The organism is Halosolutus gelatinilyticus (assembly GCF_023028105.1).
Taxonomy (GTDB): Archaea; Halobacteriota; Halobacteria; order Halobacteriales; family Natrialbaceae; genus Halosolutus; species Halosolutus gelatinilyticus.
Genome location: NZ_CP095491.1, coordinates 909,325 through 927,388, shown reverse-complemented (window position 1 = coordinate 927,388; position 18,064 = coordinate 909,325). Strand labels below are relative to the sequence as shown.

At 66.9% G+C, this 18,064-nt stretch carries 20 protein-coding genes; 12 read left to right on the top strand and 8 right to left on the bottom strand.

Annotated features, from left to right (window positions below):
- Positions 1 to 6: 6 nt before the first annotated feature.
- On the bottom strand, positions 7 to 1,530 hold the full coding sequence (locus tag MUH00_RS04695; protein WP_247002607.1) for a stage II sporulation protein M: 1,524 nt from the start codon (positions 1,528 to 1,530) through the stop codon (positions 7 to 9).
- Between the two features lie 124 nt (positions 1,531 to 1,654).
- On the opposite strand from MUH00_RS04695, the gene MUH00_RS04690 reads away from it, so the two are divergent.
- Positions 1,655 to 2,797 (top strand): MBL fold metallo-hydrolase, encoded by a 1,143-nt coding sequence (locus tag MUH00_RS04690; RefSeq protein WP_247002606.1) that lies wholly within the window; start codon positions 1,655 to 1,657, stop codon positions 2,795 to 2,797.
- A gap of 174 nt (positions 2,798 to 2,971) precedes the next feature.
- Complete coding sequence (locus MUH00_RS04685) at positions 2,972 to 3,145, top strand: hypothetical protein (RefSeq protein ID WP_247002605.1); 174 nt, start codon at positions 2,972 to 2,974, stop codon at positions 3,143 to 3,145.
- A 9-nt stretch (positions 3,146 to 3,154) separates the two neighbouring features.
- Here the strand turns inward: MUH00_RS04685 and MUH00_RS04680 are convergent, their stop codons facing one another.
- The 3 genes from MUH00_RS04680 to MUH00_RS04670 all read right to left on the bottom strand — a co-directional run bounded on the left by MUH00_RS04680 (position 3,155) and on the right by MUH00_RS04670 (position 6,102).
- Complete coding sequence (locus tag MUH00_RS04680; RefSeq protein ID WP_247002604.1) at positions 3,155 to 4,645, bottom strand: aldehyde dehydrogenase family protein; 1,491 nt, start codon at positions 4,643 to 4,645, stop codon at positions 3,155 to 3,157.
- Positions 4,646 to 4,805: 160 nt separating this feature from the next.
- Positions 4,806 to 5,141: a nuclear transport factor 2 family protein gene (locus MUH00_RS04675; protein WP_247002603.1), complete on the bottom strand. Its 336-nt coding sequence runs from the start codon at positions 5,139 to 5,141 to the stop codon at positions 4,806 to 4,808.
- Between the two features lie 70 nt (positions 5,142 to 5,211).
- A complete protein-coding gene (locus tag MUH00_RS04670) occupies positions 5,212 to 6,102 on the bottom strand; it encodes a redoxin domain-containing protein (RefSeq protein WP_247002602.1) in 891 nt (296 codons plus the stop codon).
- Between the two features lie 147 nt (positions 6,103 to 6,249).
- On the opposite strand from MUH00_RS04670, the gene MUH00_RS04665 reads away from it, so the two are divergent.
- From MUH00_RS04665 to MUH00_RS04655, 3 genes are all read left to right on the top strand, one after another.
- Positions 6,250 to 8,091: a Rieske (2Fe-2S) protein gene (locus MUH00_RS04665; protein WP_247002601.1), complete on the top strand. Its 1,842-nt coding sequence runs from the start codon at positions 6,250 to 6,252 to the stop codon at positions 8,089 to 8,091.
- Between the two features lie 81 nt (positions 8,092 to 8,172).
- The gene (locus tag MUH00_RS04660; RefSeq protein WP_247002600.1) at positions 8,173 to 8,676 is read left to right on the top strand and encodes a DUF367 family protein; all 504 of its coding nucleotides are present in this window, start codon (positions 8,173 to 8,175) and stop codon (positions 8,674 to 8,676) included.
- 104 nt (positions 8,677 to 8,780) lie between these two features.
- Positions 8,781 to 8,930: a 50S ribosomal protein L40e gene (locus MUH00_RS04655; protein ID WP_247002599.1), complete on the top strand. Its 150-nt coding sequence runs from the start codon at positions 8,781 to 8,783 to the stop codon at positions 8,928 to 8,930.
- A gap of 81 nt (positions 8,931 to 9,011) precedes the next feature.
- On the opposite strand, the gene MUH00_RS04650 is transcribed toward MUH00_RS04655, so the two are convergent.
- Together MUH00_RS04650 and MUH00_RS04645 are read right to left on the bottom strand one after the other, a co-directional pair.
- Positions 9,012 to 9,386, bottom strand: coding sequence for a DUF7344 domain-containing protein (locus MUH00_RS04650; RefSeq protein ID WP_247002598.1), 375 nt, complete (start codon positions 9,384 to 9,386; stop codon positions 9,012 to 9,014).
- A 145-nt stretch (positions 9,387 to 9,531) separates the two neighbouring features.
- Positions 9,532 to 10,230, bottom strand: coding sequence for an MBL fold metallo-hydrolase (locus MUH00_RS04645; RefSeq protein WP_247002597.1), 699 nt, complete (start codon positions 10,228 to 10,230; stop codon positions 9,532 to 9,534).
- 201 nt (positions 10,231 to 10,431) lie between these two features.
- Between MUH00_RS04645 and MUH00_RS04640 the strand changes: the two genes are divergently transcribed.
- From MUH00_RS04640 to hisH, 4 genes are all read left to right on the top strand, one after another.
- Positions 10,432 to 10,605: a DUF5786 family protein gene (locus MUH00_RS04640; RefSeq protein WP_247002596.1), complete on the top strand. Its 174-nt coding sequence runs from the start codon at positions 10,432 to 10,434 to the stop codon at positions 10,603 to 10,605.
- 6 nt (positions 10,606 to 10,611) lie between these two features.
- Complete coding sequence (locus MUH00_RS04635) at positions 10,612 to 11,196, top strand: endonuclease dU (RefSeq protein WP_247002595.1); 585 nt, start codon at positions 10,612 to 10,614, stop codon at positions 11,194 to 11,196.
- A 233-nt stretch (positions 11,197 to 11,429) separates the two neighbouring features.
- Positions 11,430 to 12,032, top strand: a complete 603-nt coding sequence (locus MUH00_RS04630) for a uracil-DNA glycosylase (protein WP_247002594.1) — start codon at positions 11,430 to 11,432, stop codon at positions 12,030 to 12,032.
- 159 nt (positions 12,033 to 12,191) lie between these two features.
- On the top strand, positions 12,192 to 12,854 hold the full coding sequence (gene hisH, locus MUH00_RS04625) for an imidazole glycerol phosphate synthase subunit HisH (RefSeq protein WP_247002593.1): 663 nt from the start codon (positions 12,192 to 12,194) through the stop codon (positions 12,852 to 12,854).
- 450 nt (positions 12,855 to 13,304) lie between these two features.
- Here hisH and MUH00_RS04620 read toward each other — a convergent pair whose 3' ends face one another.
- A complete protein-coding gene (locus tag MUH00_RS04620) occupies positions 13,305 to 13,661 on the bottom strand; it encodes a hypothetical protein (protein WP_247002592.1) in 357 nt (118 codons plus the stop codon).
- 242 nt (positions 13,662 to 13,903) lie between these two features.
- Here MUH00_RS04620 and MUH00_RS04615 point away from each other — a divergent pair, with 242 nt between their 5' ends.
- Both MUH00_RS04615 and MUH00_RS04610 read left to right on the top strand, forming a co-directional pair.
- Positions 13,904 to 15,097, top strand: coding sequence for a sensor histidine kinase (locus MUH00_RS04615; RefSeq protein WP_247002591.1), 1,194 nt, complete (start codon positions 13,904 to 13,906; stop codon positions 15,095 to 15,097).
- A 93-nt stretch (positions 15,098 to 15,190) separates the two neighbouring features.
- Complete coding sequence (locus tag MUH00_RS04610) at positions 15,191 to 16,306, top strand: tRNA (guanine(26)-N(2))-dimethyltransferase (protein WP_247002590.1); 1,116 nt, start codon at positions 15,191 to 15,193, stop codon at positions 16,304 to 16,306.
- Here the strand turns inward: MUH00_RS04610 and MUH00_RS04605 are convergent.
- Positions 16,303 to 16,509 (bottom strand): hypothetical protein, encoded by a 207-nt coding sequence (locus MUH00_RS04605; protein ID WP_247002589.1) that lies wholly within the window; start codon positions 16,507 to 16,509, stop codon positions 16,303 to 16,305. The genes MUH00_RS04610 and MUH00_RS04605 overlap by 4 nt on opposite strands.
- A 156-nt stretch (positions 16,510 to 16,665) precedes the next feature.
- Between MUH00_RS04605 and MUH00_RS04600 the strand changes: the two genes are divergently transcribed.
- A complete protein-coding gene (locus MUH00_RS04600; RefSeq protein ID WP_247002588.1) occupies positions 16,666 to 17,991 on the top strand; it encodes a YihY/virulence factor BrkB family protein in 1,326 nt (441 codons plus the stop codon).
- Positions 17,992 to 18,064: the final 73 nt, after the last annotated feature.

The following is an 18,064-nucleotide window of genomic DNA, read 5'->3' as shown; positions in this document are numbered from 1 at the left end:
GCCCGATCAGAGGAACAGTCGGAAGTAGTACGGGCTGACGAACCCCTCGATGAAGCCCGCGATCGCCAGCAGGAGTCCGATACCGACCAGCACCCAGAAGGCCCGCTCCAACGCGTCGGCGATGTCCGATCGGCTGGCCTGACCCAGCGGGACGCGAGCGGCGACGGCGCCCAGCGAGATCCCGAGCGCGGTGGCGACGAGGATCGCCGGAATCTCGAAGATCCCGTGCGGAGCGACGAACGCCGCCAGTTCGGTCGGGGCGACCTCGGTCTGGGCGTAGACGCCCATCACAAGTCCGTTGAACGCAAGCGACGCGAGCGCCGGGACCACGAGCGCGAAGCCGGCGTAGGCCGTCGTGATCGCGACCAGCCAGTTGTTGGCGAAGAAATTGACGGCTGCCGTCGGCGGAATGTGCCCGTCGAGCCGGCCGCTGATCGACGTGTCGAACGTACCGGCGTACGGGCCGGCGAGTTCCCAGCCGACCCAGAACGAGCCGACGGCGAGGGCGACGACGAATGCATGCGTGAGCGGCGTCGATCGGACGAACCTGAGCATCTCGGCCCACCCAGCCCGCACGCCGTCGGCGAACTGGTCCCGGAGCGATCGGTCGACCGCTTCCGGCGGTTCGAGGCGTCCTCGCGAGTCCGTGTACAGTCCGGTTTTCAGCAGATCGAGAAACGGAGTCAGCACCAGCGTCGCGGCGAGGCCGACGATACTCGCCACCTCGACGAACGCGAGCAGACCGGTGACTATCAAGACTCCGATCACCGATCCGACGGCGATCATATAGTAGAAAACCGCCGCGATCGGATGGCGGCGAATGAACCCGAGCGCCCGGGAGAGCGACCCGAACACGCCGGCGTTATCGACGACGACGGCGACGGGGGCGAACGCGAACGTGGCTCGAATAGGGACGAGCAGGAGGAGCCCTAACAGAAGGAACGGAAGCACGACGAGGAGCGCCGCCGGCCCGATCGCGGCGCCGGCGACGCCGCCGACCAGGACCGTCGCGGCGACGACGGCGCCGGCGACGAGCGCCCAGAGGACGACCTCCAACAGGTAGAGGCCCAGAAACCGGAGCCAGTAGCGCCGTCCGCCGGAGAGACCGGCGATCAATCCGCGTTCGTCGCGGAGCCGTCCGTAGCAGCCCGCGATCTGGGCCGCGGAGACGATCGCGGACAGCACCGCGAGTGCAACGACACTCACGAGCGCCGTCGCGAGGACGAGGAGACGGGTTTCGGGCGTGATCAGCAGATCGACGATCGGTTCGAAGCCGGATACCCACTCCTCGAAGGCGTCGGGGTTGGCCTCCGGGTCCGGCGGATCGAGGTCCCGAGACGCCAGGTGGTCCCGGATCGCAGCGAGTCGGCCCGTCGTGTCGAGGTAGACGTACCCGAGGAGGAGTCCGACGAACGGGACGAGTCGCACGATCGCCGGGATCGCGGCCCCGAGCAGATACAACGGGAGGAGGTCGCTCGGCCGCCGGCGAAGGACCGAGACGGCGGCGCTGACGGAATCGGAGAGGTCCATACTGATGCTTGAACGGTCGATGGTTAAATAATCGTCCGGAACGACGGAATTTCGCCCGACGTCTCGACGGCGGCGGACTCCCCTCCAGCCGCGCTATTACGTACCGCGGCGTCGTACGATCGACATGGTCACCACGATCTCCCCCGATCGGCTGGCGGAACTTCAAGACGAAGGTGACGACTTCGCGCTCGTCGACACGCGGCCCGAGGACAGCTACGAGTCGTGGCGCGTCGCGGGCGCGTTACACTTTCCGTTCGGACCCGAGGAGGAACTCGACGGTCGCCTCGACGACCTCCGGGAACTGGTCGGCGACGTCGATCGGGTCGTCACCATCTGTGCAAAGGGGATCTCGTCCGGGAACCTCGCGACCCGACTCGAGTCCGCGACCGACGAGTACGAAGTCAACGCCGTCGACGGCGGGATGAAAGGTTGGAGCGGCGTCTACGATCGCGTCGACCTCGACATCGCCGACGGCCTCGAACTGATTCAGCTCCAGCGCCGCGCGAAGGGGTGTCTGAGCTACCTCGTCGGCTGCGGTGAGACCGGCGACGCGATCGTCGTCGATCCGACCGCCGATACGGACGAGGTCATGGCCGCGGCCGCGGAGCGAAGCCTGTCGATCGTCGGCGTCGTCGACACGCACGTCCACGCCGATCACGTCTCGGGCGGGCGAGACCTCGCGGACCAACTGGGCGTCCCCTACTACCTGAGCGATCGGGCCGAAGAGCGCGGCGTCGAGTTCGAGTTCACCCCGCTCTCGCGGAATCAGGTGCTCGACGTCGGGAACTTGGCGGTAAAAGCGATCGCCGCACCCGGCCACACCAGCGAGATGGCCAATCTACTCGTCGACGACGCGGCGCTGCTGACCGCCGACACGTTGCACGTCGACTCGACCGGGCGGACGGAACTGGAGTTTAGCGAAGACGAAGGCGAGCAGGGAGCGCGCATGCTCTACGAGACGCTCCACCGGACGATCCTCGCCGAACCCGAGTCGGTGGTCGTGTTGCCGGGCCACGTCGCGGTGACGAACGACGGCCGGTTCGAACACGGATCGCCGGGCGAGCCGATCGCGACGACGATCGGCGAGGCACGCACCGGGATCGACGTCCTCGACCTCGACGAGGAGGTGTTCGTCGATCGGCTGGCCGACGCCGGCGAGAAGCCGTCGAACTACGAGGAGATCATCGATCGCAACCGTGGCGCGATCGACCTCCCGCCGGAGGATCGGGCCGAACTCGAACTGGGGCCGAACAACTGCTCGGCGTGAGCGATCGCGATCGACAGGAATGAGCGGGCGCGGTCGGCCGAGACGGACGGTCGGCGGTGCGGAACGTCAGTCTGGCGCGCGAGTCGATCCACGGAATGGAGCCGACGAACGCGCCGGATTTCCTGAGAACCGGTTATCCCCCTGCGTGGCGTGGGATAACACGGGTGAGCGAGAATGCAACTACCAGCGACGCGGGAGGTCGCGTGTCCGCGGTGTGATGAGCGAACGAGCGTTCGGGTTCCGAGGGAGGACGCCGAACTGAACGTCAGACACTCCGTGGCGGCGTTCGGCGAGTACACGACGGTGACGTGTTCGAACGGCCACCGGTACTGGGTGTACTTCTGTTAGCGCGGCCGCTCAGAACGGATACTCCCGCGTTTCGTGCTGCACGGAGATCCACTTCTTCTCGGTGACCTCGTCCATGATGTCGGTGCTGTTGTAGGTGCCGACGCCGGAGGCCTTCGTGCCGCTGAACGTGACGTGCGCCTCGTCGTTGATCGGCTGGTCGTTGACGTGGACGTTTCCGGTGTCCATCCGCTCGGCGATCCGCATGCCCGTCCCGATGTCGCCGGCGTGAACCGACCCCGAGAGCCCGTACTCGGTATCGTCGTGCAGCTCGATCGCCTCGTCGACGTCCGAGAACGGGATCACCGGCGCGATCGGGCCGAAGTGCTCGTTGCAGGCGGCGGACATGTCGTTGGTCGCGCCCGAGATGACCGTCGGCGCGACCAGCAGCGAGTCGTCGACCCCGTCCATCGGGATCGTCTCGCCGCCGGTCTCGAGGGTCGCCCCCTGGTCGATCGTCTCCTCGACGTAGCCGAGCATCTCGTCGCGCTGGCCCTCGTCGATGATCGGCCCGACGATCGTGTCGGGATCGTGGGCGCTCCCGGTCGGCAGCGACTCGGCCCGCGCGGTCAGGCGGTCGACGTACTCGTCGTAGACGTCCTCGTGGACGAGGTGGCGGTTGATCGAGATGCAGACCTGCCCCTGGTGGACGAACGAGCCGAACACCGCCGAGTCGATCGCCGCGTCGAGGTCCGCGTCGGCGGTGACGATGTGGGCGTTGTTGCCGCCCAGTTCCAGCGCCAACTCGGAGAGGTTCTCGCCGGCGGTCGCCGCGACGCCGCGGCCGACCGGCGTCGAGCCGGTGAAGGCGACGAGGTCGCTCTCGGGGTGCCCGACGACGGCGTCGCCGATGTCGGAGCCGTGGCCGGTGACGACGTTGAGCAGGCCGTCCGGAAGCCCGGCCTCCTCGTACAGCTTCGCCATGAGGAGCCCGCCCGTGATCGGCGTGTTCGTCGCGGGCTTGAGGACGACGGCGTTTCCGGTCGCGAGCGCCGGTGCGATCGCCCGCCCCGAGAGGTTCAGCGGGAAGTTCCACGGCGAGATGACGGTGACGACGCCCTGCGGTTCGCGTCGAACGAAGTTCTCCTTGCCGGGGACGTTCGAGTCGATCTGCTGGCCGTTCATCCGTCGTGGGAACGTCGCCGCCTCCGCCGCCTGGTCGGACGCGATACTGATCGACGTCTCCCCCATAATCCGCGAGCCGCCCGCTTCGTGGGACAGCAGGTCGATGATCTCGTCTTCGTACTCCCCCAGCAACTGCGCGAAGTTCTGGGCGACCTGCTCGCGTTCGATCGGCGGCGCCTGTTGCCACTCCGTCTGGGCGGCAGCGGCGGCCTCGTAGGCGGCGTCGACATCCGCTTCGGTCGCCGCGGGAACGCGCGCGATCTCCTCGCGCGTCGACGGATCCTCGACCGCGATATCGTCCCCGCTCTCCGAGGGGATCCACTCGCCGTTTACGTAGAGGTCGTTCCAGTCGGCCTCGATCGAGAGATCTGGTGACACGACACACCCTATGCGACTACCGTGGAAAAGTCGTCGGCCGGATGCCGGTGAGAGTTCGATTCGGGCGACTCACGGATCGACCCGAGGTTCCGGAGCCGGTGTATGTCGCTCTCGTTCGGGGGACCGATCGCTGGAAGCCGCCCTCGAGTGCTCCTGCCTCTCACCGCGAGTACGTCTCGATCCGAACGATCCGATCGCCCTCGATGTCGAAGAAGTCGGCGAATTCGAACAGCGATCGATCCGCGGCGGTATCCACGACGCGACCGCAAGCGGCCGCTCGACCCTCGTCCGCGACGATCGCGGTTATCTCGTGGCGCGTGTCGGGGTTCGGACGGCCCTCTCGCATGAACCGGATGAAGGCGTCGCGGTTCTCGAAGCTCCGATCGGGTCGCCGCTGGACGAACGCGGGTGCGAGCACCGCCTCGAGCGCCTCGTACTCCTGGTCGTCGAGGGCGTCGTAGTACCGGCGTACGAGAGCCCTCGCGTCCGCGGTCATACCGGACGTTTCGTCGCCACCGCCAAAAGCGTGTGACTTCGGTCGCGAGATTCGACGAGCCGATCGACCGCTAGTCGCCGAAGCGCTCGCGAAGGGCGTCCGGGTGAACCGGCTCGTCGCGGTGTTCGACGGCGGCGTGGGACGGGTCGGCGTCGGCGGCGTAGTCGTCGCCGGTCTCCGTATCGCCCTTTCCGTACGCGCTGGCGGCCTCCGCGTACCACTTCGCGGCGTTTCGTCGATCCGTCGCCTGCTCGTTCGCCGTCGTCGCCGCGTCGACGAGACGGCCGTCGTCGGCGTATCTCCGGGCCGCGCCGAACGCCTCGAGCGCGTCAGACAGCGGCTCGATCGCCCGATCGAAGGCGGCGGCCGCCGTGACCCAGTCGGCCTCGGCGAACGCGGTTCGGCCGTGTTTGTACGCCTCCAGTCCGTTCTGGTACTGCCGGTGACCGATCCGGTAGCGCTCGACCGCCGTATCGTCGTCGGACGCGTCCTCGATCGCCGCCCGGACCGCGTCGAGGTTCGGCAGTTCGGTCGGATCGTCGGCCGACCAGGCGTCGCGGATGATCCGATCGGGGTCGAGGACGAACACCGACCGTTTGGCGACAATCCGGTGACCGTCGGACGCCTCCTCTTCGAGGACGCCGTACGCCCGGGCGATCGAGCCGTCGCCGTCCGAAACCAGCGGGAAGCCGAGGTCGTTCCGCTCGGCGAAGGCCCGGTGACTGTAGGCCGAATCGGTCGACACGCCGACGATCGAGACGGCCGGCTGGAGGGCGAACAGATCCAAATCGCGGAGGGAACAGAGCTCCGCGGTACAGGCGGGGCCGAAATCGGCAGGGTAGAACACCACGACGATCACGTCCGCGTCGGCGCTCAGGCCGCCGAAGGAGACGCGTCGGATCTCCCCTTCGACGACGGCGGGCCGTTCGAACGTCGGCGCGGTCTCACCCGACTCGAGCATACGCGGCCTTCGGCCGCCGACTACGTATTTCCACCGGCCGATTCGGTGGATACAATCGCCGCGCTCGACGGATCGGGGAGCTCCCAGAACCGTTACAGAACTCCGCTTCAGCGAACCTTTACACGGGTGCATGACGATCTCTCCCACATGTCATCGCCGGATGCGTTTCACGAACTCTCGTCGCTCGCCGAACTCGAGGAGACGGGGCGCAAACAGGTCGCGATCGACGGGACACCGCTGGTCGCATTCTACCACGAGGGGGAGGTCCGAGTGGTCGACAACCGCTGTCCGCACATGGGATTTCCGCTCTCGGAGGGGACCGTCGAGGACGGCGTCCTCACCTGCCACTGGCACCACGCCCGGTTCGAACTCTCCTGTGGCGACACGTTCGATCCGTGGGCCGACGACGTCCAGACCTACCCGACCGAGACCCGCGACGGAACCGTCTACGTGAACCCGAATCCGGTCCGGGATCGATCCCCCGGCGAGCACTGGGCCGATCGCCTCGGGACCGGCCTCGAAGAGAACCTCCGTCTCGTCGTCGCGAAGGCGTCGATCGGCCTGCTGGACGCCGACGTCGACTATCGCGAGCCGATGGCGTCCGCACTCGAGTTCGGCACCCGGTACCGCGAATCGGGGTGGGGACCGGGGCTGACGATCCTCGGGTGTATGGCGAACGTGATGGACGACCTCGAGCCCGAGGATCGCAAACGGGCGCTGTACACCGGCGTTCGCCACGTCGCCGACGACTGCGCGAACGAACCGCCGAACTTCGATCAGCCGTCGTTCTCGACGCGCGGCCTCGCGCTCGATCGGCTGAAGTCCTGGTTCCGCGACTGCGTCGAGGTGCGCGACGCCGACGGCGCCGAACGGTGCCTCCGCACCGCGATCGCGGACGGCCGATCGGAGGCGGAGGTCGCGGAACTGGTGGTCGCCGCCGGCACGGACCACCCGTACCTCTCGACGGGTCACGTCCTCGACTTCGCGAACAAGGCGTTCGAGAGCCTCGATCACGTGGACTGGGAGCAGGCGGATGACACGCTCGCGAGCCTCGTCGATCCGCTGGTCACCGCCTCCCGGAGCGACGAGCAGTCGTCCTGGCGCCAGCCGATCGACCTCGTCGCCCTGCTCCAAGACGTCTACGGGGGCGACGTCGGCGAAACGAGCGGTCTCGAATCGCTCGTCGCCGAGAGCGACGGTGCGCGCGCGAGCGGTGACGGCGACGGGAACGCGTGGGTCCCACCTGCAGATCTCCAGGAGACCCTGCTCGGCGACGATCCCGAGGCGATCGTCGACGCGCTCGCGGACGCGATCCGATCGGGTGCGACGACAGAGGCGCTCGCCGGCGAGGTGGCCCACGCCGCCGCGACCCGGGTCGCCCAGTTCGGGACGGCCAACGAGTTCTCGGACTGGAACACGGTCCACCACGCGTTCACCTACGCCAACGCGGTTCACGGGTTCGCGCGGCGGACCGACGCGATCGACGTCTACCGGGGCATTTTCGACGCCGCGCTCACCGTCTACCTCGATCGGTTTCTCAACACGCCGCCGGCGCCGATTCCCGATCCGGGCGAGCACGACACCGGTCGCGATCCCGACGCCGTCCGCGAGGAGCTGCTGGCGACGTTCGACGCCGAGGGCGAGGTGAACGAGGCGGCCCGCCTCGTCGGGGAGTTCTTCGACTGCGGCGGCGACCCTGCGGCGTTGAAACGGACGCTCGGTCACGGCCTCCTACGCGAAGACGCCGGCTTCCACACGCTGCAGAACGTCGAGGCTGCCTTCCGGCAGTTCGACCTCGCCACGGAGGCGGCCACGGCCGCGGCCGATCGGTCCGTCGACGACGACCGCCGCGAACGGCGACGTCGCATGCCGCTGATCGCGACCGCTCGGTACACGGCCGCTCACTTCCCGACGCGTCGTGAGGCCGAACAGACCTTCTCGATCGCCACCCGGTTGAACCGCGGGGAGACGCTTCACGACGAGACCTGACGGGGTTTCGCTCGTCGCGACGGACGATCGGTTCCGATCGCGGTCCGCGGTCCTTTTCTCTCGTCTCCCCGTAGACCGGGTGTGGAGTGTCACGTCTACTACGAGGGCGACGACGACCCCGCCAAGTGCACCGCTCGGCGCCTCGAGACGTTCGACGAGGCGATCCTCTACCGGCGGATGGAGCAGGTGCCCTACGGCGTCGTCCTCAACCCCCACGCCGATCGGGCGCTCTCGCCGGCCGACGCCGCGGACGGACTCGGGACGCTCGTCGCGCTCGACTGTTCGTGGGAGTCCGCCGAGGAGGCTTCCTTCCGGATGAACGGCGTCCACCGAGCGCTCCCGTTCCTCGTCGCGGCGAACCCCGTCAACTACGGCCGGCCGTTTCGGCTGACCACCGTCGAGGCGCTCGCCGCCGCCTGCCGCATCTTCGGCGAGGACGATCGGGCCGAGGAGCTCCTCGAGCCGTTTCGGTGGGGCGAGACCTTCCTGACGCTCAACGAGGAACCGCTCCGGCGCTACGGCGAGTGCGCCGACTCGAGCGAGGTCGTCGCCGTCCAAGACGACTACCTGGCCGACGAGGAGTGACGTCCTCGGACCTATCGAAAGCCGCTCCATCCTCCGATCGAGGACGACGATCGGCGCCGACACGGACCACAGCGGTTAAATGTCCCACGGGCTAACCGGGGTGTATGCCCAGTTTCGACGCTGCCGAGAAGCGTTCCCTCGACAAGATGATCTGTATGCGCTGTAACGCCCGCAACCCCAAGGGCGCCGACAACTGCCGGAAGTGCGGCTACGGTAAGCTCCGCCCCAAGGCGAAAGAACCGCGCGCGGCATAATCGACGTCGCGACTCGGTTCGGGTCGCTCGCCGCTTTCTGCTCACATCCGAGTTCGGACAGCCGCGGGGAGGTCGATCGGGTCAGTCGAGAGCGAGATCGCACACCCGATCGTACGCCGTTTCCAGCCGTTCGTTCTCGTGGTAGCGAATCGTTTGACTGCGAATATCGTAGTCGATAATGCCGGCGTCCGCCATTTTCGGCAGGTGATGGTGCTGGAGTTCGACTTGCACGTCGTCGTGGTTCGGTTGTCTCCCCTGTTTCCGCCCGACCTCCAGTATCGCGTACTCGGTCGCCTCTTCGAACGAACCGGCGTTCTGTGGTTGGTTCCACAGGTATTCCAGCAAGGCTCGGCGGCGGTGGTTCGCCAGGATATCGAGGAGGGCGTCGAGGGACAACGGTAGTTCGTGGAGCGAGCAATCGTCGCCGTCGTCGGATGAACCGCTGTCGGGACTCATGTTCGTTCACGCTTTCGATCATGTTGTCCGCCGAAGCGAATAATCTTGCACCCGGCAGTTTCGGGGTGGAACACTCGCGAACGCGCGTCGCGAATAAGCGGATCCGCCTGCGACGCCGGGCGCCGAACCGACGTCCGGACTGTCGTCATTCGTCGGGGTACTTCGGCTCTCGCTTCTCCGCGCGTTCGAGTGCGGTCTCGACCACGTCGCGGACGTCGCCGTGGAAGACACCGCCGTGGCCCGCGTACATGTGTTCGACGCCGGCGGACTCGCTCCGCTCGTCTTCTCGCGGGCCTTGCCCGCTCGAACGGTCCGAGGGACTGCGTCCCTCGCGACTCGTGCGACCGCCGTCCGGCATCCGATCGAGCAACTCTTCGATGCTCTCGATGAGCCGCTCGCGCGACTGGCCGGCCATGTCGGTGCGGCCGAAGCTGCCGTACTCGAACGCCCCGTCGTCGTGGACGACCACGTCGCCCGAGAACAGCGACGTGTCGGAGACGAACGAGACGTGGTCGTCGGCGTGACCGGGGGTGTAGACGATGTCGAACTCTTCGTCGCCGATCGCGACCATCTCGCCGTCTGCGAGTTCGTGGGTTCGCGCCGGGTGGTTGCCGTAGGCGTAGACGTCGGGACCGAACGCCTCGACGACGGCGTCGAGTTGCGCGACGTGATCGCCGTGCTGGTGGGTTATCACCACCGCATCCAGGTCGTCTACGTGCGATCGGATCTCGTCGACGACGCCGTCCCACGCGCCGGCGTCCACCAGCACGGTCCGATCGCCGATCGCCAGAAAGGCGTTGCAGGTGAACGTCTCCGCGTCTTCGGTGACGTGATGAACCTCCATACCCCACGCTCGTCAGCCGACGGCAAAACGATACCGTCCGGGGCACGCGATCGGCTGCTCGCGATCGACCCGAGTACCCGGACGGTGCCACGAGCGAATGCGGTTCGTTCGGGGTCGACTACACCGTCTCGCGGAACTAGCGTGCGGACGAACCCTCGCAACCGCGGAATTTTTGAACGGCAAGCCCTAAAGGGATACTGTATGGGATTCGGGAGTTACGACGAATCCGAGCAACAGGAGGTCGACGCTGATTTTGACGACGACGACGCGGTCAAATCCGAAGAGAACAGCCACGAAGGCACGATCGAGTTCGAGAACGGCGCGTCGAGTGACGAACTCCTCGACCGACTGCAGGAGATCAAAGACGACGGCTGAGGCCGAATGAAATCCGGGGTGCGAGCGCTGGGCCTCGCGGAATCGTTCTCCGGGCGTGACGACGCTGGCGGCCCCGTCCGGAGTACCATCGCGGGCGCGGTCGTTCGCGCGGACTGCGCGATCGACGGACTGCGTTACGCCGCGTGTACCGTCGGCGGTACGGACGCGACGGACGCCGTCCGATCGCTCGTCGAGACGTGCTGTCGGCCCGACGTTCGATACGTTCTGCTCGGCGCCGTCGCCCCCGCCTGGTACAACCTGCTCGATCTCTCGCGAATTCACGACGCGGCCGAGCGACCGGTGCTCGCCGTGACGTTCGAGGCGAGCGACGGCCTCGAGGCCGGCCTCAGAGACGCGTTTTCCGGAGACGAACTCGACGAGCGCCTCGCGACGTACCGATCGCTCCCTGACCGTCGTGCGGTGTCGGTCAACGGGGAAATCGTCTACGTCAGGTGCCTCGGATGCGATCGCGACGAGGCCGGCGAGATCGTCCGCGGCTTTACGCCCGCGGGCGGACGGCCGGAACCGATTCGCGTCGCCGGCATCGCGGCGCGAGCGGCGGACGAGTACGCGGCCGGTGATCGGGAGTGAAACGCCGTATTGTCTTTTCCACCGTGCGATAGCCCGCCGAACGATCGACCACGGGTGGGACTGAAGGAGCTGCCTTCTCGAGGAAGCACGGCGAAGTAAGGATCGCAGCGAGCCGCGCGATTCGAGAAGGCGGGGGCTTTCTGAGTCTTCTCTTCAACTGGTCCGTCCCCTCAGCAGGTTCGTCATCGTCGTGACCCGAAAGACGTAGGCCGTCCCCCTTTGACTCATTCGCCATGGGAACGATGGAGGACCTCCGCGTCACCGCCTGCACCCGGTGTCCGGAGCTCGTCGACTGTCGGAGTCGAATCGTCAACGGCACCGGCCCCGCGGACGCCGACGTGCTGCTCGTCGGCGAGGGACCGGGTGCGAACGAGGACGAGCAGGGCGAACCGTTCGTCGGCCGCAGCGGCACCGTCCTGAACGAGCAGCTTCGAGCCGTCGGCCTCGATCGGGAGACCGTCCGGATCACGAACTGCGTGCGCTGTCGCCCGCCCGAGAACCGCGATCCGACGAAAACGGAACTCGAGAACTGCCGCGAGTATCTGGAGCGCGAGATCGATCGGCTCGACCCGGACGTGATCGTCACGCTGGGCAAGGTTCCCAGCGAACACCTGCTCGGCCGATCGGTCGCCGTCACGAAGGAAGCCGGCGACGTCGTCGACGTTCGGATCGAAGGCGCGCCGCGTCGCGTGATGATCTGCGTGCATCCGGCCGCGACGCTGTACGATCGGAGCCAGGAGGCGACCTTCGAAGCGGCGCTGCAGCGGGCGGCGGAACTGGCCGGCGTCGACGCCGGCGACAACGGGAGCGGGCAGACGCGCCTCGACGGATTCTGAGTCGACGGCCGATCGGCCGACGGTCGACGATCGGTGCCACGTCGGCGGACGACCGGGCGATGGATCGACGGACGGTCGTGGATTAGCGGCCGACCGAACACCGGGCCGGCGATTGCGCGAAAGGCAATACACTTCACCGCGCCGTACCGAGGAGACGGTATGAGCACCGTTTCGTCCACACAGGACCGATCGCTCGCCTCCGTGGTCATCGTCGACTACGGGCTCGGGAATCTGCGCAGCGCCACCCGCGGCCTCGAGCGCGCGGGCGCGGACGTCGAGATCACCGACGATCCGGCCGCGTTCCGCGAGGCCGACGGCGTGGTCCTCCCCGGCGTCGGCGCGTTCCGAGAGGGCGTCGAGAACGCCGATCCGCTCCGCGAAGACCTCCTCGAGGTCGCCGCGGAGGGAACGCCGCTGTTCGGCATCTGTCTCGGCATGCAGATGCTGCTGACGACGAGCGAGGAAGGCGACAACGACGGCGAATCCGCGGTGCAAGGACTCGATCTGATCCCCGGCACGAACGTTCGATTCGCGGAGGGACAGAAGGTGCCCCACATGGGCTGGAACGAACTCTCCGTCGAGCGCGATCACCCCCTCGTCGAGGGCGTGGACGGCCAGTACGCCTACTTCGTCCACTCCTACTACGCGATCCCGGACGACGACCGCGCCGCCGTCGCGACCACCGAGTACGGCATCGAGTTCCCGTCGATCGTCGCGAGCGAGGACGGGACGGTCTTCGGAACGCAGTTCCACCCCGAAAAGAGCGGCGAAACTGGTCTGCGGATTCTGCGGAACTTCGTCGAAATCTGCGCGGAGGAGTAACCGTTCGACGGAACCGGTCGGCCCGCCGAACTCATCTCCAAGCGCCCGAATCGGGCGACGCCGGTCCTCGCGGCGATGGCTTGCTCGCACAGCAGAAAGAGGCGATACCGATCCCGTAACGACGAACGAAGCGTACGTACCGCTGCAAGCGCCTGTGCGATCGCTCCAACCCCTCGAGCCGCCCCCGAGCGGCGGCCGGTAACGGCTAATTACACGACTTTAATAACCCGTGTCAGCGAATGGCAGAACGCTCGGGTCGACAGTGACCACCACTTCCACCACCTACCGGTCGACCCGAGCGTATCATCTCGGATGCGAGTGCTCATAGTGTTTGTGCCCACGAACGTCGTAGTATGTGACCGATAGCTGACCGAATCGTCGATCGCAGGGGCAAAACGGCTTCCGAAGCGATAATCGGGACGTAACGCAGCTCGCGGAGCGACGATCGGCTCACAACAGCTCGCGAACGTCCGAGTACCACATATCGTGGTAGTCGACGTGGCCGACTCGGCGCGCGATCGCGACGGCGATCGCGTGCCAGCAGAGCTCGGTCGGGTCCTCCGGATCGAGGTTGTACTCGCTGTCTTTGCAGGTACAGCCGCCGTCCTCGACGATATACTCGTCGTCGTAGCCGACGACGATCGTGAAATCTCGGTACGTTTTCACCCGGCTCTCGCCGACCGCCTCGATCGCCCGGACCCCCCGATCGCCGTGCAGGCGCGAGATCCGATCGACGATCTCCGGCGTCAGCTCGCCTGTCTCCTCGAGCTCGGCTTGCCAGCGATCGACGGGCGTGGCCTCCGGCACGTCCGGAACTGTGCACCCAACTGTAAAATCGGTTCGGTTGTGTTGTCGAATGGCTCGAGGGCGACTCTGCGCGATTCCGTGCGATCCGAACCGGCGCCGGTATCGACGCCTACTCGGCGTCCCGCACCGAGCGATCGCGCAGTTCCGGCCGAAACGAACGACTGTCCGGATCGCTGATTCTCGGGACAACGCAAAAATAGATTCCGCACCGATATGTGATAATGGGTCGCCTGAACCGAACGATGGCTGGTATCAGGGGAAGAGGTACGATCGCGATCCTCGGGGCGCTGTATGTTGTGTTGGCGTTCGGATGGGCGTTCGGACAACTGGCCGACGGAGGAGCGGTTTCGAACGTCGCGCTCATCACGAGCTTCATCGCCGTCCCCGGAGTGATCCTTCTGTACGGCAGCTACTGGGTGTCGCGTACCGATATTTCCACCGAGTTCTACCCGACGATCACGAACTGGTCGTTCGGCGGATTCGGGCTGTTGCTCGCAATGCTCGCCCTCTACCAGTTCGAGCCCGCCGAGAGCGTGACCGATCCGGCCCGGGCCGCGCTAGTCCTCACCGCGTTCGGTACGGCCGCCGGCTTCGGCGTCGGGGTCTACGACGCCCTGGCAAAAACGCAAGCGCTCGAAGTCGAGCGGAGCAATCGGGAGCTCCGGCAACTGACGGAGCAACTGGACGAGACGGTGGCCCAACTCGAGGCGGCGAACCGCGAGTTCGAAACGTCGAACGAGCGGCTCGAACAGTTCGCCTACGCCGCCAGCCACGACCTCCAGGAGCCGCTGCGGATGATCACGAGCTACCTCTCTCTCATCGAGAGCCGGTACGGCGACGACCTCGACGAGGACGGCCGCGAGTTCATCGCGTTCGCGGTCGACGGCGCCGATCGCATGCGCGAGATGATCGACGGGTTGCTGAAATACTCGCGGGTCAACACGCAGGGCGATCCGTTCGAATCGGTCGACCTGGAGGACGTTCTCGCGGCGGTCCGAAAGGATCTGGAAGTGCAGATCGTCGAGCGCGACGCCATCGTCGAAATCGAGACGTTACCCCGCGTCGAGGGCGACGAGAACCAGTTACGACAACTGTTCCAGAACCTGCTGTCGAACGCGATCGAATACTGCGACGACGAACCGCCGCACGTTCGCGTCACCGCCGAACGAACGGGGCCGGACTGGACGGTGTCGGTCGAGGATAACGGAATCGGCATCGATCCGGCCGACGCCGATCGCATCTTCGACCTCTTCCAGCGCCTCCACGGCCGCGAGGAACACGGTGGGACCGGCCTCGGACTCGCGCTGTGCAAGCGGATCGTCGAGCGCCACGGCGGCGAGATCCGGGTCGAGTCCGAACCCGGTTCAGGGTCGACGTTCCTGGTCACGCTCCCGGCGGTCGGCGCCCGCAACGAGGCGACTGCGCCGCAGTCGTGACGGCGCGTCCGTCCCGCCGATCGCGCCGGTAGCTCCGTCCCGGCGCCGACCCGAGACCACGCCGTTTTTCGATCTCCGCCGACGAGAACGGGTATGCGCGTCACCGAGGGCGGCGTCGAACTCGAGGTGCCTGGCGAGCAGACCGAGGGCGTCGAGGAGGCGGTGTTCTACAATCCACGACAGGAACTGAATCGGGATCTGACGATCGCGGCGCTGCGAGCGTACGGCGATCGCGAACCGCGAGCCGAGACGTACCTCGACGCGATGACGGCGAGCGGTATCCGCGGCGTGCGCGCGGCCGCCGACGGCTGGGACGTCACCTGCTGCGACGTCGACGAGGAGGCCGTCGAGCTCGCCCGCGAGAACCTCGCGCGCAACGACTGCGAGGCGACCGTCGAACGCCGCAATGTTACCGCCCTCATGCACGACCGGGCCTTCGACGTCATCGATCTCGATCCCTACGGGACGCCGATGCCGTTCGCCGACGCGGCGTTCGCGAGGGGCCGAGACCTCGTCTGCGTCACCGCGACCGACACCGCACCGCTGTGCGGCGCGCACTTCAACAGCGGCGTCCGCTCCTACTCCGCCGTCCCGCGAAACACGGACTACCACCCCGAGATGGGCGTCCGCGTCCTCCTCTCCGCGCTCGCCCGCAGCGCCGCCCGGTTCGACGTCGGCATCGAACCGATCCTGACCCACGCGACCAGTCACTACGTCCGGACCTACCTCGAACTGGACCGAAAGGCGACGGCGGCCGACGCCGCGATCGATCGACTCGGCTACGTCGACCACTGCGAGGACTGCCTCCACCGCGAACACGCCTTCGGACTGATCGCCGACCCGATCGAGACCTGCCCCAACTGCGGCGGCGAGCGGGTGCTCACGGCTGGCCCCCTCTGGCTCGGTCCCGTTCGCGATCCCGACTTCGTCGCGGCGGTCCGCGACGAGATCCCGGCTGAATTCGGAACCGCCGAACGGGCCCGCGAACTCTGTACCGCGCTCGAACGCGAACTCGACGCGCCGACTCACTACGACCAGCACAAGCTCTGTCGAAACTGGGGACTGCCCGCCAACGCGATGGACGACTTCCTCGCGGACCTCCGCGCGGCGGGCTACGCAGCCTCGCGAGCTCACTACGGCGGAACCACGTTCAAGACGGATGCAACCGTCGACGAGATTCGCGCGGCGACGGCGGACAGCCTCGGCTAGTCGCCGTCGAGATCGGCGTAGAGTCTGAGCAATCCGCACTCGGGACAGCACACCGCGTCGACGCCGGCCGTCTTGCCGACGCCGAGTTTTCCGAGCACCCCACCACGGCTTCCGGTATCGACCACGAGCCGCTCCGCGCCGTTCGTTCGTAGCGACGTTGCCTCCGTTTCGATGCCGCAGTCCGGGCATCGAGTTCCGTTCATGGATCGAGAGACGGAAACCAGCCGTCAAAAAGTCGTTGATACGTCTCCGACGATACACGAACCGCATTCCGTCGCGATCTCGCCTGGACGGCACCGCCCTCGGCAAGCCCGTGCTACGCGATCGCATATTTGTCCCTGTCCCGACTAGTACTGAGTGTGATCGACTACAGAGAGGAACTCGCGTTCGCCTGGCACGTCGTCGGACTCGCGAGGCGTGGACAGTTGACGCTGCTCGCCGCGGGCGTCGCGTTCTACGGTTTCATCTCGATCGTGCCGTTGATGCTGCTCGCGCTCGGCATCGCCGCGTCGATCGGCGGCGAGGGGCTCGCGGCTCGGCTCACGGCGGCGGCCAGCGACGTCCTCACGCCGCAGGCTCGACAGTTGCTCACGCAGACGATCGTCGACGAGACGAATCGCACGGGGGCGACCATCGCGGGGATTATCGGTCTCCTCTGGGGATCGAGCCGGGTTCTCAGGGGGCTCGATCGCGCCTTCTCGCTGGTGTACGGCACTGCAGGATCGAAGTCGCTGGTGGACACGATGTGGGACGCGATGATCGTCTTCGTCACGATCTCGATCGGGCTCGCGCTCGTCGGGGCGCTCGAACTCGTGATCCGCTCCGTCCCGTTCGTCGGTGCCACCGTGCTCGGACCGATCTTCGTCGTGTTGGGACTGATCGTGACCTTCCTGCCGCTGTACGTGGTGTTTCCGAACGCCAACGTCGATATCCGCGAGGCGCTTCCCGGAACCGTCCTCGCCGCGGCGGGCTGGTACGTCCTCAGCCGAACGTTCTCGCTGTACACCGATCTCGCCGCCGGATACGCCCTCTACGGCGCGCTCGGTGCCGTCTTCCTCGTGCTCATCTGGCTGTACGCCGGCGCGGTCATCGTCGTCTTCGGGGCCGTTCTCAACGCGGCGCTCGCCACCCGTGAAGTGGATCGGCAGCTACAAAGTCCCCGCGCTCGACAGATTTCGACAGGAGCGATGACTGACGACGCCACGGGTGCCGACGAGGGCGACGGCGAAGCCGAGACCGCCGGACCGGATCGCAACGCCGATCGAGAGCCGACGCGCGAGCGATCGCGTGCGAGCGCCCGCACTCACGATCGGGCGGATGATCCCGAAGCGCTCCGCGAGGAGATCGAACGCCTTCGCGATCGCGTCGAGGAGTTCGAAGCGTCCGTCGACGAGCGCACCGTCAGAAAGGAATCCCTCGAGAGCGAACTCAAGCGCTACGTCCGGAGCCGAATGCGCCGCGGCCACGCTCACGGCTGGGGACCGTACCTCGTCCTGCTGTACGGGACGGCGCTCGCGATCGCGGCCTTCTACTTCCTCGACGACGGCTGGGCGATCCTCGCGATGTTCGTCGTCTGGACGTCGGTCCTCGGCGTCTACCTGCTGATGGTGCTGTTCGGGTTCGGCCTCTCGCTGCTCGGGATTCCGGGCCGCGTGCGCGACCGCGTCGGCGAGTGGCGATCCTGATCGCGTCCTCCTCGCGCACCCGTCTCGGGGCCTCCGCGCCTCGTACCGCACGGCCGCCTCGTTCTCGATCGAG